Origin of the sequence: Rhodohalobacter halophilus, assembly GCF_001715195.1 — a bacterium.
Classification (GTDB): Bacteria; Bacteroidota; Rhodothermia; order Balneolales; family Balneolaceae; genus Rhodohalobacter; species Rhodohalobacter halophilus.
This window is the reverse complement of record NZ_MDWE01000061.1, coordinates 1-24499: the sequence shown is the minus strand read 5'-3', so window position 1 is coordinate 24499 and position 24499 is coordinate 1. Positions and strand designations below refer to the sequence as shown.

Below are 24499 nucleotides of genomic sequence, written 5' to 3'. Positions count from 1 at the left end.
ATATTCGTTTTTTTAAGTAGTTATTAAGCTTGTTGTTCTATGATTTCCTGAGCTTTCGAGTCAGGTACCGGTACATATTCAGAGAACTCCATAGAATATGCCGCACGGCCTTGTGTAAGTGACCGAAGGTCTGTTGAGTATCCAAACATTTCTGATAAAGGCACTTTTGCCTTCACAACAGAGCCCTCTGCATTGTTATCCATCTTCTGGATGATTCCGCGACGGCCGTTAACATCACCAATTACATCCCCCATAAACTCTTCAGGTGTTGTAATCTCTACAGCCATTACAGGCTCAAGTAGTTGTGGACCAGCTTTTTTCGCTGAATTTCTGAATGCAAGCTTCGCACACAATTCGAAACTAACCTGATCAGAGTCAACATCATGGTAAGATCCATCAAACAACCGCACTCCAATTTTCTGTGCAGGATAGTTTGCCTGGATACCATTCTTCATCGCTTCACGGAATCCCTTTTCAACAGATGGAATAAATTCACGTGGAATATTACCACCTACAATTTCATTGATGAATTTGAAATCTTCATCAACCGATACTTTCTTGTCGTCATCAGTGAATTGCTCAAAATGCTCAAGCGGACCAATTTCAAAAGAAATATCAGCAAATTTACCACGACCACCAGTCTGCTTCTTATACACTTCTCTGTGCTCAACAGGCTTGGAGATTGTTTCGCGGTAAGATACCTGTGGTTGCCCAACATTCGCTTCCACTTTAAATTCGCGACGTAGTCGGTCTACAATAATTTCCAAGTGAAGCTCACCCATACCGGCAACCGTTGTCTGTCCTGTCTCCTCATCCGTTGTTACCTGGAATGTTGGATCCTCTTCAGCCAGTTTTACAAGACCAGTTGTCAGTTTCTCGGCATCGGCTTTTGACTTTGGCTCAATAGCGAGCTTAATAACGGGTTCAGGGAATGTAATCTGCTCCAGGACAATTGGATTGTCAACATCACAGAATGTATCACCTGTGTTCACCTTTTTCACACCCACAGCCGCAGCAATATCTCCGGCCCGGACGATATCAATATCTTTCTTGTCATTTGCATGCATCTCCAAAATACGGCCGATACGCTCTCGCTCTCCGGTTGTAGAGTTCAGGATATATGAGCCTTTCTCAAGCTGGCCGGAGTATACACGGAAGAATGTCAACTTACCAACATATGGGTCGGTAGCAATTTTGAACGCAAGAGCAGAAAATGGCTCATCCACACTCGGGTTACGCTTCATCTTCTTCTCTTCATCTTTCGGATCAACACCGTCAACTGCTTCAACATCCAGAGGACTTGGCAAATATTCAATTACTTTATCAAGAAGAATCTGAACACCCTTATTCTTAAGAGCTGTACCGCAAAGTACAGGCGTTATATCGCGCGCCAATGTTGCTTTACGGACAGCGTTATTGATCTCTTCTTCAGAAATCTCTTCTTCCATCAAGTACTTTTCCATCAGCTCATCATCATGATCAGCGATAGATTCCAGCATAAGCTTACGATATTCAGCAACTTTCGCTTTCAAATCTTCAGGAATCTCAACCACTTCATACTTTGCTCCAAGTGATTCATCATCCCAAACAATTGCCTGCATGTTAATCAGGTCTACAACACCCTCAAAATTCTCTTCAGCCCCAATAGGAATCTGAATAGGGATAGGATTTGCACTAAGCTTGTCACGCATCTGTTCAACTACATTGTAAAAATCGGCACCTGTTCGGTCCATTTTATTTACAAACGCCATGCGTGGCACTTTATACTTGTTAGCCTGACGCCAAACTGTTTCTGACTGAGGCTGCACAGCACCCACGGAGCAGAATACCGCAATCGCTCCATCAAGCACACGCAGTGACCGCTCCACTTCAACAGTAAAGTCTACGTGACCGGGTGTATCGATAATATTAATGCGATGGTCTTTCCAGATACAGTGAGTTGCAGCAGATGTAATGGTAATACCACGCTCCTGCTCCTGCTCCATCCAGTCCATTGTAGCAGCACCGTCATGCGTTTCCCCCAATCGGTGGCTTCTACCGGTATAAAACAGAATACGCTCTGTTACAGTTGTCTTACCGGCATCAATATGAGCCATAATACCGATGTTTCGCGTTCTGCGAATGCGGTCTACAATTTTAGAATCAGTTTTTGTCGTTGCTTCAGACATGAAAATAAATGTTTAAATACTGTGTGTTTTAGAATCTGAAATGAGCAAATGCCTTGTTGGCTTCTGCCATCCGATGGGTTTCATCTTTTTTGCGAACCGCACCACCTTCATTTTTCGATGCATCGATCAGCTCACGGCTCAAACGAATGGCCATAGACTTATCATTTCTCTGTCGCGATGCACGGATAATCCAACGCATACCCAATGCTGTTCCGCGCTCGGTTCGAACTTCAACCGGAACCTGGTAGGTTGCACCGCCTACTCGGCGACTTTTAACCTCAACAACCGGCGTTGCATTCGACAGAGCCGTACGGAAAATCTCTATCGGCTCCTCTCCGGTTTTTTCCTCAATAATTTCAAATGCCTGATATAAAATCTTTCTCGCAACGCCTTTTTTACCGTCACGCATCAAGCTGTTTACAAACCGTGTAACCAATTTGTCATTAAATATCGGATCCGGCTGTACTTCTCTTTTATCTGCTGTTTTTCTGCGCATAACCTCTAAAGATTAAAAATCCCTGTTACCCTTTTGGTTTCTTCGTTCCGTAATGACTTCTACCCTGCTTACGATCTTCCACTCCGGCGGTATCAAGAGTACCGCGAACGATGTGGTAACGTACACCGGGAAGGTCTTTCACACGACCGCCACGAATAAGCACAATACTGTGCTCCTGCAGGTTGTGCCCCTCTCCGGGAATATAAGCAGTCACTTCAAAGCCATTTGTCAACCGAACTCTTGCTACCTTACGCAGAGCAGAGTTAGGCTTCTTGGGTGTTGTTGTGTAAACTCGGGTGCAAACACCTCGTCGCTGTGGGCAGTTTTGCAGTGCAGGGGAAGTTGTTTTCTTCACCTTGCTCTTTCTGCCGTTTCTAATAAGTTGTTGTATTGTAGGCACGGGTTTTACCTGTTTGGTTTCGTAAAATCAAGAGCTGATGAAGATAGTGATTTCACACATGGATTTGCAAAATATTTCTAAAAAATTTTTCCCTTTTGCTACTAAAATTCTATATAGTGTTTATTCCGGCCCAATAACGGCCTTTAATTCTTCTTTTAATTTATAAATTGTTATATAACTGTATATCAATTTGAAACTATTAGACCTTAAAAATCTCAGTCAAAAACGGTTGTCGGCGCTGCAGTCTGCGGGTATACACCATCCGGAACATCTGCTCTACTTTTTCCCGCGCCGATATCTTGATAAATCGAACTTTCAACCCATTGGTTTCTTGCGGGAAACCGGGGAACCTATATCAGTTGCCGGGAAGGTTATCTCTGTTAATGTTTCGGGTTATAAGAGCAAAAAACGACTCGAGGTTATTGTTCAGGATAGAAGTGGCTCTATGAAAGTGGTTTATTTTAAAGGATGGAAATATTTCATCAGTCGCTTTAAGAAAGGAGAATGGGTTGCTCTGTATGGAACGGTAAAGCAGTATGGGCGCTATATGAATATGGCTCATCCCGAAGTGGATCAGATTTCCGGTCCTGATGATGTGGAACAATTCAAATCACTAACTCCGATCTACCCAAGTAACAAACATTTTTCCAAAGCCTACATATCCAATCAAATTATCAGCGACTGGGTGCAGCAGATTCTCACCGCTACAACTGTTCCCGAGTTCCTGCCCGATCACATTCTTAAGCGGCATAGCTTTCCCGTTCGTGATGAGGGACTCAGATCCATTCACAAACCGGAATCCAAAGCTGAAGCCGATAAGGCGCTTGAGAGGTTCAAATATGAGGAGTTTTTCCTGTTCGAACTGAGCATGGCAAAAATCAAAAACATTCGAACCACACGCGCTGAGGGTAAAATTCTGGAACCGGGCCCGATCACCAAAAATTTTTTTAACGAACAGCTTCCTTTCGAGCTGACCGATGGACAGAAAAACTCGTTGAAGGATATCCGAACCGATTTAACATCCGGTGAGCAGATGAACCGATTGATCCAGGGCGATGTGGGTGCCGGGAAAACCGTGGTGGCAATTGGCAGTATGCTGATGGCAGTGGATAACGGCATGCAGGCTGCACTGATGGCACCTACTGAAATTTTAGCCGAACAGCACTATCACACCATCAAAGAGTACCTGGAGCCGCTGGGTATCAATCATCGATTAATTACCGGAAGTCAAAAAACCGCCCTCCGTCGTGATATTTTGAGCGATATTGCCGGGGGTACGTGCCAAATTGCCGTGGGTACGCACGCCATCTTTCAAGACCAAGTGGAGTTCAACAACCTTGGTGTAGTGGTTATTGACGAGCAGCACCGTTTTGGCGTGAAGCAGAGAAACGAGCTTTTAATGAAAGGCGACAATCCCCATCTGCTGGTGATGTCGGCCACACCCATTCCCCGCTCACTGGCCATGACCATTTACAGCGACCTGGACATCTCCATTATTGAAGGGCTACCCGGCGGACGAAAACCGATCAAAACAGCCGTAAGAACTGATAAGGAACGACCGGGAGTCTATGATTTCCTCGAAACAAGCATTCAAAATGGGGATCAGGCCTACATCGTCTACCCGCTCATTGAAGAGTCGGAGGTGATGGACTTGAAAGATGCGACCATGGGTTTTGAAAAGCTGAAGCAGCGTTTTCCGGAACTCCGTATCGGGCTGCTTCACGGACGCATGAAGCCCGAAGAAAAAGACGGAATCATGAAGCGTTTTGCAGAGGGCGATATTGATATTCTCGTCTCCACCACTGTAATCGAAGTTGGCGTGGACGTTCCCAATGCTTCCATCATGATTGTTGAGCATGCCGAACGTTTTGGACTCTCTCAGCTACACCAACTTCGCGGAAGAATTGGGCGAGGCAGAAAACAGAGCTACTGCATTTTGATGCCGGGGCAAAAACTGAGCAAAGATGGTCGGTTTCGGTTAAAGATGATGATCGACACAACAGACGGCTTTAAAATTGCGGAGGCTGATCTTAAACTCCGCGGACCCGGGGATTTTCTCGGAACCAAACAGAGCGGTCTCCCGGAATTTAAATTCGGCGATATCCTCGAAGACAGAATCACACTTGAAAAAGCAAAGAATGACGCCTGGCAAATTATTCGCAGCGATTCAGATTTCGGCAATCCAAACCATCAAGCCCTTAAAAAGGTTTTCGAGCCTTACTTTAAGAAGAAAGCTGAATTTTTCGGTATTGGGTAATCCGTACTATAGCTCTACAAAAGTTGGGGAATAAACCAACTGTACTTAAAATCTATGATTTACTTGGTTCTGCCTTCAACTAGCGCGTCATACTCCTCATCATTGGGCTCCCAGAGTTCAACCCGGTTACCTTCCGCATCAAGAATGTGAACGAATTTTCCATAGTCGAAGGATTCAACCTCATCTATGATCTCCACTCCTTCACTTCGAAGCTGTTCTACCAGTTTTTCGAGATTCTCCACCCGATAGTTGATCATAAATTGCTGATCAACGGAACCGGCATATTTACTGGTTTTGGTATTTACGCTCCACTGTGTAAACCCTTTCATGTCTGGATTGTCGGCCTGCCTCCATTCAAAGTTGGTTCCATACGCATCGGTTTGCAATCCCAGATGTTTTTGATACCACTGCTTCATCTTATCAGGGTCATCACATTTAAAGAAGATCCCACCAATTCCGGTTACCTTTTTCATATATCACTATTTGATTCGTGATCATCAACGAATATTTTCACTCCATCCGTTGATATTTAAACAATTGAGAATTTATACTCCCCTTACACTATAGGTGAGATTACTCACCTGCCAGATTTAAAATCTTTTTGTACTGATCTTCTGTTACTTCGGTAATGGATAATCGATTTCTTTTGAATAACTGCATCTCAAGCAGATCATCGTGCTCTTTTAGTTCATCGCGAGTGACAGGCTTCTCAAATTTCCGGATAAACTTCACATCGATCAGCTGCCAACGAGGATCACTTTCACTGCTTTTGGGGTCAAAGTATTTACTGTCCGGATCAAACTGCAGCGGATCGGGATAGGGCTCTGTACAAACCTCCATCTCTCCTACAATGGCCGGCGGTTTAACGTTGGAATGGTAGAAAAATGCCCGGTCCCCGACATTCATCTTATCTCTCATAATGTTACGAGCTTCGTAGTTTCGCACGCCGCTCCAGCGTATCTGGCCATCACGTTTCAGGTCGTCAATACTATAAGCGTCCGGTTCAGATTTCATCAGCCAATACTGTTTTTTACTCATCGTCACTTCTTTTGTAGATTGATATTTATATTCGTTGGTTCAAACAGGGGTGTCAACCCGATCATTCCGTGGAAATTAGCCATGCCGTCAACAAATCCAAAATCTGAAAAACCCGCACTTTTCTGGAGCGGAGGGAAAGATGCCTATCTTGCACTTCTGGAGTGGCAAAAACATGGCTTACCTGATCCTATTCTGATCACTACTTATGATGATGAATCCGGTATGGTGCCATTTCAGGAGATTCCGATTAGCCGGATTCAGCGACAGGCACTCCACCTCGAACTTCCGCTCATCACCATCCCGTTTTCCTACCCGGTGAACAATCAGTCCTATCTCAGCGCACTTAAAATAGAGTTCACTTCGGCACCATTTTTGGTAACTGATCTAATTTTCGGAGATCTCCACCTACAGGATATCCGCGATTGGAGAGAAAAAGAATTTTCCCGACTTGGGTTTCAATCACACTTCCCGATATGGGATAAATCGCCGGATGAACTTCTTACAATGCTTGAACAGTCACCCACTGAAATTCGAATCCGCAGTGTGGAAGATAAGTGGAGAGAGGTCATCAAACCCGGAATGTTGTTCAACCGCGAGTTAGTTCGTTCACTGCCGGAATCGATCGATCCATTCGGTGAACGGGGAGAGTTTCACACCGAAGTAATTTTTACATAACTCCCGCCGCCTAGGAATATTTTTTAACAAACCAGCGGACTGTTTCAGCCAGTTTCCCCTCAAAATCCTCTGTTGGGCTCCAACCAAGTTCATTCCTGATTTTTTGAATATTCACAGAATAGCGGAAATCGTGACCGGGTCGATCCGTCACAAATGAAATCAGGTTTTTATAGTCACCCTCAGGCCCATCTCCGACTTCCCGGTTGAGAATATCGCAGATAGAGTGCACCAATTCGATATTCTTCCATTCGTTCTCACCGCCAATATTGTAGGGCTCACCGGCTTTCCCGGCTTCAAACACCCGCATCAGTGCCACGCAGTGATCTTGCACATAGAGCCAATCCCGGACATTTTCTCCGGTACCATAAACGGGAATCTCTTCGTTCTTCAGAGCTTTTCGAATAACGGTTGGTATCAGCTTTTCATCGTGCTGATGCGGGCCGTAGTTATTGGAACAGTTGGTAATCACGGTGTTCATCCCGTAGGAGTGAAAATACGATCGCACAATCATATCGCTACCCGCTTTTGATGCCGAATAAGGTGAGTTTGGGGCATACGGAGTTGACTCCGTAAATGAACCCTCATCACCAAGTGTGCCGTACACCTCATCTGTAGAAACATGGAGAAATCGGTTTGGGCTGTTGGTATCCGCTTCTTCACTGTTCCAGAATTGACGGCACTCCTCCAGGATATTGAATGTCCCTACCACATTGGAAAGAATAAATGGTTCCGGCCCCTTAATGGAGTTGTCTACGTGCGATTCTGCCGCAAGATGAAACACTCCATCCGGCTTCCAGGCTTTAACCGCCTCTTTCACAGCGTTACGGTCCACCAAATCCAGTTTTTTGAAATGGTACCGTCCCGACTGTTTCAGTGATGACAGATAGTTTATATCCGACGCATACGTCAGTTTATCCAGATTTAAAATCTCAATATCAGGATAGTTTTCATGCAGAAATAGAATCAGATTTGACCCGATAAATCCCGCACCTCCTGTTACAATTATTCTCATAATCAGTTTTTTCAGTTAAAACAGATCCGATTCGTCCATCTCTTTCAGCAAGGGAAGCTCCAGATCCTTCTCAGAAAGTATTGGACTCTGAACCTTCCAGTCAATATTCAGTTCCGGATCATCCCAGCGTACTCCCCGCTCCAACTCTTTATTGTAGTAGTTGTTACATTTATAGTAGACCGTCGCCTCGTCTGATAGAACCGAAAAACCGTGTGCATAACCGGTTGGAATAAACATCATATTTCGATTCTCACTGCTCAACACCGTCGAAAAGTGCTCCATAAATGTCGGAGAGTTTGGACGCATATCAACCGCAACATCCAGTATTTTCCCGGCCGGTACCACAACGAGTTTTGCCTGAGAAGCCGGCGGGAGTTGATAGTGCAACCCACGAATTGTGCCTTTTTTTGATACAGAGATGTTATCCTGAACAAATTCAAACTCCAAGTCGTGTTGTTTGAACAGCTCTATCCGAAAGGTTTCAAGGAATTCTCCTCGGTTATCTTTAAAGCGTTTAGGTTTAATCAGCCAAACATTGCTTAGCGGGGTCTCTTCAAATTTCATAAATCACTTTTTTAGTTTCTTTAAAAGAACGGCCAATCCGGTCTGCCAGTCAAGCGGAATCAAACCCAGTTTTTCAATTTTCTGTGTGGAAAGCAGTGAAAATGCAGGGCGCCGGGCCTTGGTCGGGTACTCGGAAGTTGTCACCCGATTTACAGAAGTGTTCCTTCCGGACTGTTTAAAAATCTCCACTGCAAAATCAGCCCATGAAATTTTCCCTTTTGAACTGAGGTGAAACGTACCTGTTTCTCCTTTACGGATCAGTTCTACACTCTTCTCCACTACATCAAACGTAAATGTAGGGCAGCCAATCTGATCATCTACTACCGACAGTTCTTCTCGCTGTTCAGAGAGCCGGAGCATTGTTTTTACAAAATTTGTGCCATGTGCTCCACAAAGCCAGGCTACCCGAATCAGCAGGTAGTCAACTTTGCTCTCCTCGAGTGCAATCTCTCCCTCCCGCTTCGACTTTCCATACATATTGATCGGGTTACAGGAAGCGTTTTCCGGGTAACCCGTTGGGAATTTCTTTTCATCTTCAGAATTTCCAGGAAATACATAATCTGTGCTGTAGTGAATCAGTTTAATCCCGGTATTCCTACAACATTCTGCCAAATTCTTTACCCCATCTCTGTTTACCGCAAATGCCAGATCGGGTTCATCTTCGGCTTCGTCCACATTAGTGTAAGCCGAGCAATTCACCAAAACATCGGGGCGAACCTCCTTAATCGTTGAGTGTACTGAAGCCGGATCGGTCACATCCAGCTCTTTTGAACCATACGCATTGAATGGCATTTGATGTTGGGTTAAATACTCCTTCCATTCCCGGCCAAGTTGCCCGTTGGCTCCGACAATCAAGTACTTCATATTTAAAAACTCCCTGACGCTAACTCGTTTGCTTTTTTATATGAGTCGGGTGTTCCGGCATCGGTCCACCAGCCCTTCATAATCGAAAAGTTCATGCGCCCGGATTGAACATAGTGATTATTCACATCCGTGATTTCCAACTCTCCGCGACCTGAAGGCTCCAGGGTTTCAATCACATCAAACACATCAGACGGATAGAAATAGACACCGGTTACTGCATAGTTCGATTTGGGCTTTTGAGGCTTCTCCTCAATGCTAACGATCTTTTCTTTATCAATTTCAGCCACACCAAATCTTTCCGGATCATCCACTTTTTTCAATAAAATGCTTGCCCTAGTTTTATCAAAAGTTTTCACGGCTGATTTCAGATCCGATTCAAAAATATTATCGCCAAGAATTACAGCCATTGAGTCATTTCCAACAAAGTTGCGGGCCAATCCAAGTGCCTGTGCAATTCCACCCGCTTCATCCTGAACCTTATAGGTAAACCGGCATCCAAAATCTTTTCCAGAGCCAAGCAGGTTTACAACATCCCCCATATGCTCGGTACCGGTAACAATTAATATTTCATCTATTCCCGCTTCAGTGAGTTTTTCAATCGGGTAGTAGATCATCGGCTTGTTACCTACCGGTAGCAGATGCTTGTTGGTTACTTTAGTTAGCGGGTAGAGCCTCGAACCGGTTCCTCCGGCAAGTACTATTCCTTTCATAAAAAGTTATTATTCTCAATTTGTGATTAAGGTAATGCATTAAAATTAATTATATCTTACAGGCAGACATAATAGCATTCTAATTCCGTTCAGCAAGGGGTTCTTTTTATCTTAACAGACCCCTGCAAAACAGCAGGTCTGACTCTTAAAGAAGGTATGAGAAACTCTCAGGCGTTAAAAATACAATTTCTGCTCATCCCCATACTGCTCATGTTGGGCCTTGCCGGACCGAGCTATGCTCAGGATGTAATTCGTGCAGCCGGCGGAACCGATTTATCAATTGACAATATCGGCGGAGAATACACACCCATTTCCGGACCCACAATTCGGGAGACTTCTGCCGGACAATTGCAACAAGGCGGCACGATTGTGCTTACTATACCTTCCGGGTATGAATGGAATACAAATCTCAGCGAAAATGATATAGAAATCCTTATAGAGGGTGTTGGAGCAAATAACACAGATTTAGAAATTGAATTCTTTTCGATCTCCGCAAGTGAGGCTGTTTTTACTGTTACCAGCCGAAGTAGATCAGCAGGTAACGGTCAAGGACCCGGCCGCGTTACATTTTCAGGTTTAGAACTCAGGCCGTCGAACACTACTATTCCTGATGAAGGCATGATCACCAATACCGGAACCACCGGACCTACCTCTGCCAACTATGGAAATTTAAGTAAAGTAGCCGGCAGCATAAATGAAGTTACCGTTGAGACTGCAGCTGACGGCACCGGTGAAATCGTATCATCTCAGGATATTCCGGCAGGAAATTCTCTTACAGTATATGCTGTAGGACGTGATATTGGTGGAAATTTTATCGAAAATATTTCATTGGAGAGTGAGAACGACTGGACACTGACTGAGATCACAGGTGGTATTGTTCAGGGGAGTCTTACTCCGTCGAATAATCTCCAAAGCGCAACCTTCAGCTCACAGAGTACAGGATCGGCAAGTATCCAAGCTGTATTTCAGGGAGCAACTCCCGTTCCGTCGGGCACCATAACTGTTTTACCCCGTCAGGCACGGGATCTGGTCATCTCAACCCAACCCTCCGAGAGTGCCACTGCAGGACAACCATTCAACCGACAGCCGGAAATTCAACTGATCGACATATTTGGAAACCTCGTTACCACAGATAACGAAACTGAAATAGCTGCTTCAATCCATTCCGGTCAAGGAACCCTGAGCGGAACCACATCACTCACAGCTTCCGAGGGTGTTGTTCAGTTTACCGATCTCTTTGCTGAACTGGCAGAATCTATTCAGATTGTTTTCAACTCTCCAACGCTCTCGTCTGATGTTGTTTCGGAAATAATTGATGTGCAGCCTGCCTCTCCTTCAGCTCTCGGTTTTTCGTTCGTACCGGCATCCGGAAATCAAGGGATTAATCTAACCCCGCCTGTTCGGGTTCAGTTGTTTGATGAGTTTGGGAATCAGGCTCCACAGAGTGGCATCCCTATGGATCTCTCGATCAATTCCGGCACAGGGCAGCTACAGGGAGTAACCACAGCTCAAACAGAGAGCAATGGAGAAGCACTTTTCGATCAGCTCTCATTTAATACCCAGGGAGAAAAAATACTTTTAGCAGAATCTGCCGGGCTTGCCTCAGCAACCAGTAATGCGATCAATATTCTTTCAGAAAATGAAGTCTCGGGCTTTTTAGTTGAAATTGCCGGTGGAGGAGACATCCCGGATCAGTCTGCCGGTACTCCGTTCCAAATTGATATTTATGCCGTGAATGGAGCCGGAACAATTATTACTGACTACGAGGGAACTGTAAATCTCAGCAGTTCATCACAGTTTGTTGATGGAGAGGGAATCACACCAAGTTTTACAAATGGAACATTAACCGGTTATGAAGTTACGCTTTCCACTGCCGGAGAGCATACCCTTTCAGTAACCGACAGTGATAACACCACACTTAGCGGCAGTTCAAACTCCTTTTTGATCTCCCCCGCTTCAGTCGACTTTTCCAATACGGTGATGAGCGCAAGTCCGCAAGCCATTACTTCTGACGGCTCAAGCAGTTCACTCATCACAGTTCAATTAAGAGATGCTTTTGAAAACAATCTGATCAGCGGCGGTGAAACCATCACGATTGAGACGGACAGAGGAACATTAAACACGCCATCCGAAAGCGACGCCACATCCGTTACGGCATTTGATAATGGAGACGGAACCTATACAGCTACACTCACCTCCACAGAATCAGTTGAAACGGCAACTATCACGGCTTTTAACAGTGGAGTCCAGATTACCTCAACAACCGTTGAGTTCACATTTGGAGAGGTAAGTGAGTTTATTGTAACCGTACCCGAAACCGGTGGAGCTACAGAAGAGCAGATTGCCGGTAACGCATTTCCAATTTCTATAGAAGCAGTGGATGCAAACCAGAACCGGGTTGAAAACTATTCCGGCACCGTAACGATTTCATCCAATTCTGAATTGACCTCAGGCGGCAGCGTTCTATTGAGCAATGGCTTTGCGGATGATCATTTCGTCACACTAACCCAAAGTGGAGAAAGTATAACTGTTTCTGCTCAGGATGAGGACCTTTTTAACTTATTCGGTACCAGTAAACCTTTCCGGGTTGTTGCTGCAGATCCGGTAGCAACTACTTCTCAGGTTTCGGTAAGTCCGAATGTCATTGAAAACAGTACAGGAGCGGAATCGATTGTCACTATCATTGTGCGCGATCAGTATGGTAACCGGGTATTAACGGATCAGTCAGCGAGTCTTTCTCTTTCGCTGAACCGGCTTGAGCCCGCGGGAGCACCATCAGCTACCTTGTCCGGCCTCTCCTTTTCAAGCCAGACAAACCAGCACCAAGCTATTCTGTCAGCAACCAATACTCAGGAGCTGGTTGAAGTAGTAGCCACTCTCAACGGAGTTGAACTGCCTCAAAGACCAACCGTTGACATTGTAAACCCGATTATTTGGAGCCCCGGCGGAGGGCCGGAAAATACCCGAAACAACTGGCTGAATCCGGACAATTGGACTCCTAACCGGGTACCTGGATCCGGTGATTTCGTAATCATTCCCGGAGGAGTAAGCCCCTACCCCGATTTGGATCTGAACATCAATCTCGGGAGTATGGATATTCAAAGCGGAGCCAATCTGGTGTTGTTTGGTGGAAACTCCATTCAAGTAAGCGGAAATTTGAATGTGGATGGAACGCTGGATATCGAAGATAATACTGCCATCCGCGTAGATGGAAACGTAACGGGAGCCGGTTCTTTCTCCTCCGGAAACTCCACAGAAATTGAGATCGGTGGTAATCTGTCCCTCAACAGCTTCCTTGCAGGAACAGACGGTACAGTGGTACAATTCAACGGACAGTCTCAGCAAACCATCACCTCACCCAACATTCTTGCAGAACGACTTGAGATTTTAAATAATGTAACGGTTACCGCTGGCGATTTAATCAGCACTTCTGAGCTTTTTATTGAGGAGAACAACTCTTTTATTCTTCAGCAAGATGCAGATATTACACTCGATAACCTGCAGAGTATTACCGGAGGGGGTAGCCTTCAGTTGAACAATAACACTCTGGTTGTACGCGGAGATTTGGAACTATCCTCCATAGATGCCTCTCAGGCAACGGTTATTTTTGGGATCCGGATCGATGAAGATTTTACTGATTACCCCGACCTTGAAAGGCAGCGAATCAGCAATCTGACCGAGATGAAAAATGCCATTGTCAACAATATTGAAGGGGTCAGAACCTTTGACGATATTATCATCGATGGAGATCTTGTGTTGCAGAATGGTAACCTGATTATCAGCTCCGGACGCAACTTTATTGCACCAAACACAACCTATGTAAACGGCAATCTTCAGTTCAGAAGAACTCTCAGTAACCGAGGCTGGAAAATGCTTTCTACCCCTGTTGCATCAACGTTTCAGGATTTGTTCGATGGTTTAACCGTCCAGGGAATTCCCGGCAGTACTTATGAAGACCGGCAACCCAACCTCATGTGGTACGACGAAACTTTTGCCGACCCGAATGATCCGGATTTGACAACCGACAACCAGCGCTGGACAGCCCCGTTAAACATCACAGATTCGCCTGTTACAGGCAGAGGATATTTCTTCTATGTATTCGGAAATGTTGCATCGGACAGCGATTATAACGATGAACTGCCAACAACATTAACCATTTCCGGCCGGGAGAATTTCCACGATCAGCCCGGCTCTTTCAATTTTCCGGTCACCTACAGCGAGGATGGAGACACCGGATGGAATATGATCGGAAATCCTTTTGGAGCCACGCTGGACTGGGATCAGCCGGGATGGACAAAAACGAACACCGATAACGCTCTTTACATCTGGGATCAAAACGCTCAGGAGTACAAATACTGGAATGGAGAAGCGGGGAGCCATGGCAGCGGACGAATTGCTCCTTTTCAGGGGTTTTGGGTAAAAGCCAATGCTGATAGTCCTGTTCTGTCTGTTAATCCCTCTAATAAAACCGTTGGTGGCCAGTTCAGAAAAGAGAACGAACGATACAATAGAGTTCCGGTAATCGCTCTTCAAATGGAAAGTGATTTTCACACGACCTCCACTCACTTTTCATTTACCGAGAGTGGAAGTTTTGCCACCGACAGAATGGACGCTTACCGCCTACTCCCATTTGACGCTGTCACATATCTCGAAATCTATTCACTTTTTTCTGATGGAACAGAGCTGGCAGTTAACAACCTCCCCCGCGATTTTGGGAAAACAATTGAAATCCCGATTGCCGCCGGAGCTGTCGTAAATAACAACTATTATAACGGCCCTGTTACACTAACCTGGCCTGAGATGGTCAACATCCCCGAAGGCTGGAAAGTAGAACTGACAGACAATCACACGGGAGATACAATCGATTTGAAACAGAACCAGTTTTACGATTTTGAAATCCGGTCACAGGGCAAAACAGCTCCTGTCACAAACAGTGCCGGTAATTTCAGGCTGCAGGAAAAGTCTGCCGCAAAGGCTAAAAATGCCCGGTTTACTTTATCTATCACCCCCGGCGAAGACGGTTCTGAGTTTCCGGATGAAGTATTCTTGGATCAAAATTACCCGAACCCTTTCAACCCGTCTACAACCATTGAGTTCGCATTACCTGTAGAGGATCGGGTAAGAATTGATGTGTTTGACGTTATTGGCCGAAAAGTACAAACTGTTGTAGATCAGCGCTATCAGGCCGGTTATCATGAAATTAATTTTGACGGCAGCTCCCTGGCCAGCGGGGTCTATTTCTATCGCCTCATCACATCAGACAAAGTGTTGAGTAAACGAATGACCCTTATAAAATAATTCTACTCTACCAGCCTCCGATACTCCGATGTATTGGCCGGATCGGCGTCACTCAGAATGTTGAATGCGGATGTGCGTATTGCGGGAGAGCCCCCCTGTAACATTGCGACAATCTCCCTGTTTTTTGCGCCAAAGAATATATCGAACAGGTAGTTGTTTCCGGTTACTCTTTTTGCATTTCTGATCTGATCCAGCGCTTCAAGCAACTGCTCTCTCGCCTCTTCGGGATTATTTGTGAATTGATCCAACCCCAATCTATGGTATCGATAAAAAGCTTCTCTCAATTCCCTGTATGATGGATTCGTGAGGTCAGAAATCAAACCATACCGATTACGTTGTGCTCCGATCGATCGTCCCCAACCGGCCGCGCCGGTATTCTGTGCCAGCTCCATCACATCCAGTGCCCGATTAAAGAAGGTTGAACCTCCCAGTTCAGCAAATCCGTCATAATCGTACCCCAGAATAATCAGTGCATAAAAATCGATAAAACTGGTCAGATCATCGTATTGAAGATCATCATAAATCAGGTTTCGATTTCTTGCATAGTCAAACTGCCAGTTGCCGTCGCTTATGATAAAAAGCGTTGTTTGACGATTGGTATTGTAGATAGGCCGGCTGGCTGACCATACCGCTTCGGCTGTAAAGTTTGCGTTTCCGTCAACATCCGTCAAAACTATCTGCAGGGTACAGTTAATCTTTTCATGATCAAGATAACGATCATTTGTCCAGCGATTTTCATTCAAATACTGTTCAATCGTGTTCGCTAACTCCTGGACATAATCATACGATGAACCACTGATTTGCCGGTCATTTACGCTCACTGAACAATTCAATTCCTGAGCATTTGCAGGCTGATATAAACCCACCAACATAAACAGCATCATGCACTTAACCGCACATAAAAGTTGATGTTTATCTTTCATATTCACATAATGTAAGACCATAAAGCAAAATCAATTGAGAATGGTAAGAAGGTCACGAATAATATCCCTTTTTATTATAACTATATCATGTCTGTTTGTAGTTATTCTTTCTGAACCGGTGTTGGCACAGACCAGTCTGGGTGCAAAATCTATGGCTATGGGTCAAACCGGAGCTGCCCTTCCTTTCGATAGCTGGTCTGTCTTTAACAACCCGGCACTGCTGAGCCCCGATGAACTGAACATCTCATTTTATGGATTCAGATACGCAGGAATATCTGAAATTTCCGACATGGCAGCGGCCGGAAATTTTCGTTCAAAAATCGGTGTGTTTGGTGTTGGTATTCATAGATATGGATTCAATCTGTTCAACGAAAATCAATTTCGGCTCGTCTATAAAAACCGGTTTGATCATATCCATTTTGGTATTTCTGCAGGATATTTTCACATCCTGCAGGGGGGTGAATATGGATCAGCCGGGGCGTTGGGCATAGACGCGGGTATAGCCCTGCAGGTCACTTCATCTTTCTGGATTGGAGTTAGAACTAAAAATATCAACCAACCTAAATACGGTGATACTGACGAGGAACTCCCCCGAGAATTTTCGGGTGGCTTGAGTTTCAACCCAACAGAACGTTCTCAGCTTGTTGCAGAGGTCACTAAGGATGTGATGTTTCCTGCCTCTTTTCGAACCGGCCTGGAAGTTGAACTTTTTAAAGGCTTTACTACACGAGCCGGAGTTACGACAAACCCCTCAACCTACTCTTTCGGGTTTGGCTATGATCACTCTTCCTGGAGTATCAACTTTGCGATACAACAACACAATCCACTCGGTTTGAGTCCGGCACTCGACCTCTCCATACGGCTATAATATTCATCATGAAATCGTTTGACTTCACATATCACATACAGTTCCCAAAAGTTGTCACACTTCTAAGCTTGCGCCCGGTCTTATGGATTCTTTTTATGTTTATCCTAACACCAAACAGCTATGCTCAGCATCAAGATTCTACCCAATCCAAAATTGAACATGATCTGGAGATACTGCTTGATGAGTTTGACGGGGAAGAGTCTGATACCACACTGGAAGAGCTTCTCGAATTTTTACAAAACCTCGCCGCTAATCCACTCAACATCAATCGAGCCGGCCTGGATGAACTGCTTCAGGTTCCGGGAATCAATTTTAGAATTGCACAGAATATTGTTCAGTACAGATCATCAAACCCGCCGTTTGAAAAAGTTGATGATCTGACATCCGTTTCGGGAATCGGAAGTGCCACGTTGAGTCAAATTCAACCCTATTTAACCGTCGGAACTGCTGCAGAACGAGGAAGGGATCTCTATCTAAATCCACGCTACTGGACCGGTGGAAGCAGACTTGAACTATTCAGCCGTATGCAACAAACCATAGAAGAACAGAGAGGTTATCAGCGGCCAGACACTCTTGGTGGATTTACTGGCAGCCCGATTAAATACTACCAGCGAGTTCGGTACCGGAGCAATCATCTCTCGCTCAACTTAACACAGGAAAAAGATCCCGGCGAGCCGCTCAATTACCCGATGAATTTTGATTATAACTCTTGGCATCTTGCCCTGGAGAACAATGGACGGCTCAATAGCCTTATTATTGGTGACTATAGTGTATCATTTGGTCAGGGCTTACTCCTTTGGAGTGGAGGAGCCTTCGGAAAAGGAAGTGAAGTTATCCGTACTCCGATTAAAAATGAACGTGGGATTCGTCCCTTCACCTCAGCTCAGGAGATGATCGGATTCAGAGGTGTGGCAGCTACCTACGGTAACCGGCTTCAACTCACCGGTTTTTACTCAAATCGTAAACGTACAGCCTCCGAAATTGATGAATCAACGATTCGGTTTCCAACTGAAAATGGGTTACACCGAACCCTCAATGAACGAAGCCGGAGGCTAAACACAACCCAGAAAAGTTATGGCGGGCGTGTTCGCTATCGTCTGCCGGTTGGCTTTATTGGAGTTTCAGGTTTCCACAATCGGTTTGACCGCCCGGTTCAACGAGGCACATTACCCTGGGAGCTCAACAATTTTGATGGAGCGTCCGTAACCGGGTACGCTGCAGATATTAGAATATTAGCCGGTCCAGCAACCCTATTTGGGGAGGCTGCCCATACCGACAATAATAGCTATGGCTTTCTTGTCGGGGCACAATTTGAGTTAAGCGACCGAACCGACGCAATTATGCTCTATCGACGATATGATCCTGATTTTCGGGCAATATTTGGTTCAGGATTTGGAGAACAGTCGGGCAATCCAAGAAACGAACAGGGATTATATATCGGGTTACAGCATCAGGTTAGTCCGGCCATCCGAATCAGTACATATATCGATCAGTTTCAATTTCCAGCCCCACGATTTCAACAGCGCCAACCCTCTTCAGGTTACGACTGGCTTGCAAGAGTTGATCTCTCACCCGGAAACAGATTCCGGTTTTATGCCCTCATTCGGTTCAAGCAGCGTGAGGAAGATCATCGAATAACTGATGAACTGGGGAGAGATGTTCTGGCACAGGGTGAAAGCAAACGAACCGGTGTGCGCTTTCAAGCAGAGTATATTCCACTTCAAGCCATTCGATTCCGGACCCGGTTTGATACCGTCAGAAGCCGATCGGCCGGAGAGTCCTCCGACTTTGGCTATTTACTGTTTCAGGATGTGCGATTCTACCTTTTCCAAAATCTGCGAATCGATGCTCGATACACCTACTTCAACACCGATGGGTTCGATTCCAGAGTGTACCAGTTTGAAAACGATCTGCTCTATGTGCTTTCGAACACCATGTTATTTGATCGTGGCAAACGAATCTACGCCCTTGTAAACTTCTCACCTGCACCATGGATCGATGTTTGGCTGAAAGCCTCCACCACCGTTTACGACAACCGGGAGACCATCAGCAGCGGTAACCTTCAAATTGATGGAAACCGGAAAAGTGATATTGGCGTGCAGGCGAGGATTCGATTTTAATCTGAAAATAGAATTAATCCGTACTTTCAGAATTGAAAATTCTTTGATTCAGATTTTTAAATAACCTCCCCTATCAAGGGGAGAGTAAGAGGGGTGTACATTGAATAAATCTACGATTTGGTTAACATCCCCCCCCTTAATCCCCCTTTGCTAAGGGGGGAACTTTTCAATTCATTGTCTAAGAATCGAACTCAACTTCTTAAAATTCGTGGCACGGCTATGAGACATGCCACGAAGTAGAATTACTTATCCGTCAATGAAACAACACCCGGCAGCTCTTTGCCTTCCAGATACTCCAGGCTGGCTCCTCCTCCGGTTGATACGTGAGAAACCTGATCCATCAATCCCGCTTTTTTAATTGCCGAAGCAGAATCACCGCCACCCACGATGGTTATTGCGCCAGATTTCGTTGCATCGGCCAGAGCCTGCGCAACGGTAAAGGTACCTTCAGCAAAATTTTCCATCTCAAACACGCCCATCGGCCCATTCCAGACCACGGTCTGTGCCGCTTTAATTTTATTGCCAAACGCCAGGCACGCCTGCGGACCTATGTCGAGCGCCATCCATCCCGGCTCAATTTCGTCAGAATCGACCACCTTGTGCTCTGCATCATTCTTAAACTCTTTGGCAATCACGGAATCAATCGGAAGCATAAAATTTACGCCGGCTTCTATGGCTTTCTTCATCAGTTCACCCGCAAGCTCAACTTTATCCTCCTCAACGAGAGAGTTCCCAACTTCCCACCCTTTCGCTTTAAAAAACGTGTAGGTCATTCCGCCCCCGATAATAATTGAATCCACCTTGCCAAGCAGATTTTCAATCACACCGATTTTATCCGATACTTTTGCGCCACCCAGTATGGCCACAAACGGGCGTTGTGGATTGTTGACACTCTCTTCCAGATATTTGATCTCTTTTTCGAGCAGAAACCCGGAAACTGCAGGGCTCAAAAATTTGGTAACTCCCGCAACAGATGCATGTGCCCGATGACTGCTCCCAAAGGCATCATTTACAAACAGGTCCGCATGTTTAGCAAGCTGTTTGGCAAATTCCGGATCATTCTTTTTCTCTTCAGCGTGAAATCTGACATTTTCCAGCAGTACGATTTCTCCCTCTCCCGCAGCTTCAATCACAGAATCCGCCTCCTCACCAACACAGTCAACCGCAAAATGAACCGGAACATCCACCAGGGTTTGAAGATGGTCTGCAACCGGTTTCAGGCTGAATTCCGGGTCAGGTGCACCGGCAGGCCGCCCAAGATGGCTGGTTAGAATCAGTTTCGCCCCGTTTTCCACTACATAGTTAATGGACTCAAGTGCCTGAACAATCCGGTTATCGTCTGTGATGGTGTTGCCTTCGATGGGTACGTTAAAATCTACTCTCATCAGAACTGTTTTACCCTTCAGTTCTACATCTTTTAAAGTCAGTTTAGCCATTGTTATCTATATGTTTTTTTAAAATGAAGCTGATACACTATTTTTCCCTATTCAACTATTTAGAATCATTGCCACCTAATTGAAATCAGAGAGCACTCATAAATCGTTCATTTGATGAATGTGGCAACTCTACAATCAAAATACAGGGAATCGGCGTTTAATCGAAACGATCAGACATGAAATTCCGCTACTTTCTTCTCCTTTTGATGGTGACTCCGCTCTATGAAGCAGCCGGGCAATCTCACTCCGGTTTCAGCCTGAGTGTAACCGGCAGCTATGCACCGACCCTGACGATCTATACCGATGATATCCAAAACAGCGCTTCGATCGGTATTCAGGCCTCCTATTTTGATGAAGATTACACACGAATGGAGTATGGCTTCCACTATAGCCGGGGGTATAACAACTCCGTCTCTTACCTGATGGGATTGTCTGCTGCAGCAGTGTTTCAGATTACCGATGGCCTTCGGCTAAAGCCCGGGCTGGGAGTTCAGGAGTTCAAAATGGCAGACCGCTCATGCAGAACCACCTGGCGATCTATCCTTGATACAATTTTCGACGTGGATAAACAATGCCGGGATGACTCACACACATCGTTTATCGGGTTTATTTCCCTTGAATATCAATTGGCGGAACCCTTTTCTCTTTTCCTGCATACAACTTATCGAACCATACTGAGCAGTGTGAGAAAAGAAACGGAAACAGTGCTCCTTGAAGGCCCGAATGGTGAAACCGTTGAGCGAACCAACTACACAACAGACCGGTCATTTTATGGAAGTGGCACCGCTGTGGGAGCCGGCTTCAGAATCTATTTCAACTGACATCTCCACTACAACTCTAAGTAGCTCAGTAACTCGTCAAAATCTTCAAACTCAAAATCAGCGGAAATATCGGTATAGCCGTTTCTGCTCTCCTCTTTATCGATCAGTGCCGTAAACCAGGCTGTCTGCCAGCCGGCATTTTTTCCGCCTACAATGTCTGATGAAAACGAATCACCCACATAGAGAATCTCCTCGCGCGGAACACCCGCTTTTTCTGTGGCCACATCAAACACAATCGGGTGCGGTTTAAGTTTGCCGATCTCCTCAGTAATAAGAAGCGGGTTGCAGTACGCTTTCAGGTTCAGCTTCTCAAATTTTAGCTCCTGGGTCTCTTTAAATCCGTTTGTAATAATGCCGGACTGAACTTTGGAACTGACCCGTTCCAGGACTGATTGCGCACCATCAACCCAGGTCCAGAAATTCCGGTAGCTGTGCATGTAAAACCGGCCGATCTCTTCACTTCTTCCGGTGTCCATGTTCATCTCGCTCATGGTTTGATGGAAACGGGCTTTGTGCAGGGCATGCCGGTCAATCTCATCCCGCTGATATTTTTCCCACAAAATGTGATTGATCGCTTTATACTTGTCGTGCCACTCATCCAGAGAAACCTCCTGGAGTTCCGGATACTGTTTGTAGGTTTGCTCCTGGGCATTTCTTTCGGCTGAAATATGATTCAGCAGTGTGTTGTCGAGATCGAAATAGACAAATGAGGGTTTCATAAAGAGGTTTGAATGTGAAAATTTGCATCCGTATGCGCTAAAGGTACGGCCTTTTCCAACAAAGTGAAGATTCCTTTAATTCTTATGAATCTATCCCGATTCTCTTTCGTATATTCGCCCGAAGGGACATCAACAAAAACCAAATTCTTGAGAACATGAATATGAAAACCTGGATCGGTGTTGGAGTGATTGCATTTATTGTGATCTACGCGGTTAGCCTAAACAACTCACTCATCACAAAAGAGGAAGGCGTGAATCAAGCCTGGGCACAGGTAGAAAACCAATACCAGCGCCGCGCAGACTTAATTCCAAACCTTGTAAGTACGGTTCGGGGTGCAGCCAATTTTGAACAGGAAACCATCACACAGGTCATTGAAGCCCGAAGCCGTGCCACATCCATCAACCTGGATGCCGGAGATCTGAATAACCCGCAGGCACTGCAGCAATTTGACCAGGCGCAACAGCAGTTAAGCGGAGCACTTTCCAGACTATTAGTGACCGTAGAGCGTTACCCGGAGCTAACAGCTACACAAAATTTCAGGGATCTGCAGACGCAGCTCGAGGGAACAGAAAATCGCACCTCCACCGAACGAATGCGGTTTAACCGGGCTGCCCAGGAGTACAACACCTCCATCCGGCGTTTTCCTGCCAGTATGATCGCGGGAATTTTCGGCCATCAGCAGAAAGCCTACTTTGAAGCGGTTGAAGGCGCGGAACGTGCACCAGAAGTTTCATTTGACTAAATAAGGATCAACATGCCGGCAAGAGAATTTTTATCGGAAGAGGACGAGCAGAAAATTGTGGCCGCAATCGAAAAGGCTGAGAAGAACACCACCGGTGAAATTCGGGTTCACCTTGAGTTTAAATGCAAAGGAGATCCGCTGGAACGCGCGAAAATTCTGTTTCACGAACTGGAGATGGATCAAACCGAAGCCCGGAACGGCGTAATTCTCTACATAGCCAGTGATGACAAAAAGGTTGCCATCTATGGGGATGAGGGAATCAGCTCACAGGTGGATGATGATTTCTGGCAGAAGGAGATCGACCGGCTTATTACAGCGTTTAAACAGGAAAAGTTTGATGAGGGAATTGAGATTGTAGTAGGCGATATCGGCGAGAGATTGAAATCCTATTTTCCGGGTACCAAATCAAACAGAGATGAACTCGACAATGAAATCAGTTTTGAAGACAACCGGGGTAAAAAGAATGATGAGTAACCGTTTGATCCGTTTAAAATCCATCACACTTTTGCTTTTTCTAATTTTTATGAGTGGATGGGAATCGACAGAAGCTCAGAATTTTCCGGCATCACCAACCGGACATGTAAACGATTACGCCGATATTCTCAACTCAAGTCAGCAACGACAGCTTGAATCAAAACTTCGCGCCTATCGTGATACTACATCCAACGTGATTGCGATCGCAATTTTGGAAAACCTGCAGGGAGTCACTCGCGAAGAGGCCGCCAACACCATCTTTAACAGCTGGAGAATGTGGGAAGGAGAACGACAGAACGGGGTTCTCATTCTGCTGGCCATGGAAGAGCGGCAGATGCAGATTGAAGTAGGCTACGGTCTTGAGGGGGCCGTTACGGACTTAATGGCCGGAAGAGTAGTAGATCAGATACTCCGACCCAACTTTCAGCGCGGCGACTTCTACACCGGGCTCGATGAGGCCTCAACAGCTATCATGAGGCTCGCCTCCAGAGAGTATGATGCCGTTCAGCAACAAAGCGGTGATGATCCCTCAGCGATTGCCTTTTTCATTATACTCATTATTCTGTTCACCGTTATTTATGTAATGATTAAAGCAGGCGGAGGCATTCCGCCCGGATCGGGTAGAGGAAGGCGCAGAAAGCGCCACACACTTGGCTCAGGCGGTGTTGTTGTCTGGGGTGGCGGTTTTGGCGGTGGCGGCCGATCTTCCGGTGGATTTAGCGGAGGCGGTGGCTTTGGCGGATTCAGCGGCGGAGGCGGATTTGGTTCCGGTGGCGGTGGTGCCGGAGGTGGGTGGTAATGAATAGTTTGATTGAAAATTAGATTTAGCAACCCCCGTTATCGTTTCAATCCTTGTTTTGGTGGATCAATGAAGAGAGGATTGAAATATTGTCCACCCACTAATGAATTGCTC

21 protein-coding genes are annotated in these 24499 nt (G+C 45.6%); 9 read left to right on the top strand and 12 right to left on the bottom strand.

Features of this window, described 5'->3' with window-relative positions; translation table 11 throughout:
• Nucleotides 1–23: 23 nt before the first annotated feature.
• The 3 genes from fusA to rpsL are packed head-to-tail and all read right to left on the bottom strand — an operon-like array spanning nucleotide 24 to nucleotide 3064.
• The gene (gene fusA, locus BG260_RS13240) at nucleotides 24–2168 is read right to left on the bottom strand and encodes an elongation factor G (RefSeq protein WP_069133437.1); all 2145 of its coding nucleotides are present in this window, start codon (nucleotides 2166–2168) and stop codon (nucleotides 24–26) included.
• A gap of 28 nt (nucleotides 2169–2196) precedes the next feature.
• Nucleotides 2197–2664, bottom strand: coding sequence for a 30S ribosomal protein S7 (rpsG, locus tag BG260_RS13235; RefSeq protein WP_069133436.1), 468 nt, complete (start codon nucleotides 2662–2664; stop codon nucleotides 2197–2199).
• A gap of 25 nt (nucleotides 2665–2689) precedes the next feature.
• On the bottom strand, nucleotides 2690–3064 hold the full coding sequence (rpsL, locus tag BG260_RS13230) for a 30S ribosomal protein S12 (RefSeq protein ID WP_069133435.1): 375 nt from the start codon (nucleotides 3062–3064) through the stop codon (nucleotides 2690–2692).
• Between the two features lie 190 nt (nucleotides 3065–3254).
• Between rpsL and recG the strand changes: the two genes are divergently transcribed.
• Nucleotides 3255–5321: an ATP-dependent DNA helicase RecG gene (gene recG, locus BG260_RS13225; protein ID WP_069133434.1), complete on the top strand. Its 2067-nt coding sequence runs from the start codon at nucleotides 3255–3257 to the stop codon at nucleotides 5319–5321.
• Nucleotides 5322–5380: 59 nt separating this feature from the next.
• Here recG and BG260_RS13220 read toward each other — a convergent pair whose 3' ends face one another.
• Entirely contained in the window at nucleotides 5381–5794 is a 414-nt protein-coding gene (locus tag BG260_RS13220) for a VOC family protein (RefSeq protein ID WP_069133433.1), read from the bottom strand.
• 100 nt (nucleotides 5795–5894) lie between these two features.
• Nucleotides 5895–6359, bottom strand: coding sequence for an EVE domain-containing protein (locus tag BG260_RS13215; protein WP_069133432.1), 465 nt, complete (start codon nucleotides 6357–6359; stop codon nucleotides 5895–5897).
• Nucleotides 6360–6377: 18 nt separating this feature from the next.
• Between BG260_RS13215 and BG260_RS13210 the strand changes: the two genes are divergently transcribed.
• Entirely contained in the window at nucleotides 6378–7034 is a 657-nt protein-coding gene (locus BG260_RS13210; RefSeq protein WP_141691614.1) for a Dph6-related ATP pyrophosphatase, read from the top strand.
• A gap of 10 nt (nucleotides 7035–7044) precedes the next feature.
• Here the strand turns inward: BG260_RS13210 and rfbB are convergent, their stop codons facing one another.
• From rfbB to BG260_RS13190, 4 genes are read right to left on the bottom strand one after another with little or no spacing between them, the layout of a single operon-like run.
• Nucleotides 7045–8046: a dTDP-glucose 4,6-dehydratase gene (gene rfbB / locus BG260_RS13205; protein WP_069133430.1), complete on the bottom strand. Its 1002-nt coding sequence runs from the start codon at nucleotides 8044–8046 to the stop codon at nucleotides 7045–7047.
• Between the two features lie 15 nt (nucleotides 8047–8061).
• Entirely contained in the window at nucleotides 8062–8610 is a 549-nt protein-coding gene (gene rfbC / locus BG260_RS13200) for a dTDP-4-dehydrorhamnose 3,5-epimerase (RefSeq protein WP_069133429.1), read from the bottom strand.
• Between the two features lie 3 nt (nucleotides 8611–8613).
• Nucleotides 8614–9474: a dTDP-4-dehydrorhamnose reductase gene (rfbD, locus tag BG260_RS13195; protein ID WP_069133428.1), complete on the bottom strand. Its 861-nt coding sequence runs from the start codon at nucleotides 9472–9474 to the stop codon at nucleotides 8614–8616.
• A 2-nt stretch (nucleotides 9475–9476) separates the two neighbouring features.
• Nucleotides 9477–10184 carry a sugar phosphate nucleotidyltransferase gene (locus tag BG260_RS13190; protein ID WP_069133427.1) on the bottom strand — a complete coding sequence of 236 codons (708 nt, stop codon included), beginning with the start codon at nucleotides 10182–10184 and terminating at the stop codon, nucleotides 9477–9479.
• 156 nt (nucleotides 10185–10340) lie between these two features.
• Between BG260_RS13190 and BG260_RS13185 the strand changes: the two genes are divergently transcribed.
• The gene (locus BG260_RS13185) at nucleotides 10341–15482 is read left to right on the top strand and encodes an invasin domain 3-containing protein (RefSeq protein WP_083750327.1); all 5142 of its coding nucleotides are present in this window, start codon (nucleotides 10341–10343) and stop codon (nucleotides 15480–15482) included.
• Between the two features lie 2 nt (nucleotides 15483–15484).
• Here the strand turns inward: BG260_RS13185 and porD are convergent, their stop codons facing one another.
• Complete coding sequence (gene porD / locus BG260_RS13180) at nucleotides 15485–16363, bottom strand: type IX secretion system protein PorD (protein WP_456238931.1); 879 nt, start codon at nucleotides 16361–16363, stop codon at nucleotides 15485–15487.
• Between the two features lie 82 nt (nucleotides 16364–16445).
• Here porD and BG260_RS13175 point away from each other — a divergent pair, with 82 nt between their 5' ends.
• Together BG260_RS13175 and BG260_RS13170 are read left to right on the top strand one after the other, a co-directional pair.
• The gene (locus BG260_RS13175) at nucleotides 16446–17273 is read left to right on the top strand and encodes a PorV/PorQ family protein (RefSeq protein ID WP_141691613.1); all 828 of its coding nucleotides are present in this window, start codon (nucleotides 16446–16448) and stop codon (nucleotides 17271–17273) included.
• 95 nt (nucleotides 17274–17368) lie between these two features.
• The gene (locus BG260_RS13170; protein ID WP_176719505.1) at nucleotides 17369–19393 is read left to right on the top strand and encodes a ComEA family DNA-binding protein; all 2025 of its coding nucleotides are present in this window, start codon (nucleotides 17369–17371) and stop codon (nucleotides 19391–19393) included.
• A gap of 242 nt (nucleotides 19394–19635) precedes the next feature.
• Here the strand turns inward: BG260_RS13170 and BG260_RS13165 are convergent, their stop codons facing one another.
• Nucleotides 19636–20829 carry a phosphoglycerate kinase gene (locus BG260_RS13165; protein WP_069133422.1) on the bottom strand — a complete coding sequence of 398 codons (1194 nt, stop codon included), beginning with the start codon at nucleotides 20827–20829 and terminating at the stop codon, nucleotides 19636–19638.
• Nucleotides 20830–21005: 176 nt separating this feature from the next.
• Between BG260_RS13165 and BG260_RS13160 the strand changes: the two genes are divergently transcribed.
• On the top strand, nucleotides 21006–21650 hold the full coding sequence (locus tag BG260_RS13160) for a hypothetical protein (RefSeq protein WP_069133421.1): 645 nt from the start codon (nucleotides 21006–21008) through the stop codon (nucleotides 21648–21650).
• 8 nt (nucleotides 21651–21658) lie between these two features.
• On the opposite strand, the gene BG260_RS13155 is transcribed toward BG260_RS13160, so the two are convergent.
• A complete protein-coding gene (locus tag BG260_RS13155; protein WP_069133420.1) occupies nucleotides 21659–22369 on the bottom strand; it encodes an HAD family hydrolase in 711 nt (236 codons plus the stop codon).
• Between the two features lie 161 nt (nucleotides 22370–22530).
• Between BG260_RS13155 and BG260_RS13150 the strand changes: the two genes are divergently transcribed.
• The 3 genes from BG260_RS13150 to BG260_RS13140 are packed head-to-tail and all read left to right on the top strand — an operon-like array spanning nucleotide 22531 to nucleotide 24385.
• Nucleotides 22531–23112 carry a LemA family protein gene (locus tag BG260_RS13150; protein WP_069133439.1) on the top strand — a complete coding sequence of 194 codons (582 nt, stop codon included), beginning with the start codon at nucleotides 22531–22533 and terminating at the stop codon, nucleotides 23110–23112.
• A 12-nt stretch (nucleotides 23113–23124) separates the two neighbouring features.
• Complete coding sequence (locus BG260_RS13145; RefSeq protein ID WP_069133419.1) at nucleotides 23125–23586, top strand: TPM domain-containing protein; 462 nt, start codon at nucleotides 23125–23127, stop codon at nucleotides 23584–23586.
• Entirely contained in the window at nucleotides 23540–24385 is an 846-nt protein-coding gene (locus BG260_RS13140) for a TPM domain-containing protein (protein WP_245683971.1), read from the top strand. Before BG260_RS13145 ends, BG260_RS13140 begins: the two co-directional genes overlap by 47 nt.
• Nucleotides 24386–24499 lie beyond the last annotated feature (114 nt).

Coding starts and splice junctions, on each gene's coding strand:
- rfbD (WP_069133428.1), bottom strand. CDS start 9,474: ATGAAGTACTTGATTGTCGGAGCCAACGGGCAACTTGGCCGGGAATGG.
- BG260_RS13160 (WP_069133421.1), top strand. CDS start 21,006: ATGAAATTCCGCTACTTTCTTCTCCTTTTGATGGTGACTCCGCTCTAT.
- BG260_RS13140 (WP_245683971.1), top strand. CDS start 23,540: ATGAAATCAGTTTTGAAGACAACCGGGGTAAAAAGAATGATGAGTAAC.
- BG260_RS13170 (WP_176719505.1), top strand. CDS start 17,369: ATGTTTATCCTAACACCAAACAGCTATGCTCAGCATCAAGATTCTACC.
- BG260_RS13190 (WP_069133427.1), bottom strand. CDS start 10,184: ATGAAAGGAATAGTACTTGCCGGAGGAACCGGTTCGAGGCTCTACCCG.
- rpsG (WP_069133436.1), bottom strand. CDS start 2,664: ATGCGCAGAAAAACAGCAGATAAAAGAGAAGTACAGCCGGATCCGATA.
- BG260_RS13150 (WP_069133439.1), top strand. CDS start 22,531: ATGAAAACCTGGATCGGTGTTGGAGTGATTGCATTTATTGTGATCTAC.
- rfbB (WP_069133430.1), bottom strand. CDS start 8,046: ATGAGAATAATTGTAACAGGAGGTGCGGGATTTATCGGGTCAAATCTG.
- rfbC (WP_069133429.1), bottom strand. CDS start 8,610: ATGAAATTTGAAGAGACCCCGCTAAGCAATGTTTGGCTGATTAAACCT.
- BG260_RS13145 (WP_069133419.1), top strand. CDS start 23,125: ATGCCGGCAAGAGAATTTTTATCGGAAGAGGACGAGCAGAAAATTGTG.
- BG260_RS13175 (WP_141691613.1), top strand. CDS start 16,446: ATGGTAAGAAGGTCACGAATAATATCCCTTTTTATTATAACTATATCA.
- porD (WP_456238931.1), bottom strand. CDS start 16,363: ATGCTGTTTATGTTGGTGGGTTTATATCAGCCTGCAAATGCTCAGGAA.
- BG260_RS13185 (WP_083750327.1), top strand. CDS start 10,341: ATGAGAAACTCTCAGGCGTTAAAAATACAATTTCTGCTCATCCCCATA.
- BG260_RS13155 (WP_069133420.1), bottom strand. CDS start 22,369: ATGAAACCCTCATTTGTCTATTTCGATCTCGACAACACACTGCTGAAT.
- BG260_RS13165 (WP_069133422.1), bottom strand. CDS start 20,829: ATGGCTAAACTGACTTTAAAAGATGTAGAACTGAAGGGTAAAACAGTT.
- fusA (WP_069133437.1), bottom strand. CDS start 2,168: ATGTCTGAAGCAACGACAAAAACTGATTCTAAAATTGTAGACCGCATT.
- BG260_RS13215 (WP_069133432.1), bottom strand. CDS start 6,359: ATGAGTAAAAAACAGTATTGGCTGATGAAATCTGAACCGGACGCTTAT.
- BG260_RS13220 (WP_069133433.1), bottom strand. CDS start 5,794: ATGAAAAAGGTAACCGGAATTGGTGGGATCTTCTTTAAATGTGATGAC.